The sequence below is a fragment of the Bowmanella yangjiangensis genome (genome assembly GCF_017255015.1).
Lineage (GTDB): Bacteria > Pseudomonadota > Gammaproteobacteria > Enterobacterales > Alteromonadaceae > Bowmanella > Bowmanella yangjiangensis.
This window is the reverse complement of sequence record NZ_JAFKCS010000807.1, coordinates 1-326: the sequence shown is the minus strand read 5'-3', so window position 1 is coordinate 326 and position 326 is coordinate 1. Positions and strand designations below refer to the sequence as shown.

Here is a 326-nt window from a genome sequence, read left to right as displayed (position 1 = left end):
ATGAGACCGTGGGCGTCGACCGCGAAGCTCCGGGTGAAACGGCCGATGGCAACGACGATGATGGCGCCGGCTACCTGGGCCGTGCGACCACCGAGCTGGGTGGTGGCGGCCTGGTCAGTCTGTTCACCGTTGGTGGTGGCTACGGCCAGGATGGTCCTGGCAGCCTGACCGGGAACTTCTACTTCACCGGCATCCCGGCGGGCGGCGAGCTGAGCACCAACCTGGAAGCCACCGATGGCGGCGCCATCGTGCTGCAGATGGATGGTGACGATGTGGTGGGTGTGGACGGCGATGGCCACGTGGTCTTCCGCCTGGAAATCGTCGAC

1 protein-coding gene is annotated in these 326 nt (G+C 66.3%); it reads left to right on the top strand.

Annotated elements, in window-relative coordinates:
- Window positions 1-326: DUF5801 repeats-in-toxin domain-containing protein (locus J0A65_RS26775; RefSeq protein ID WP_206597204.1), on the top strand; the 326-nt coding region annotated here is incomplete at both ends.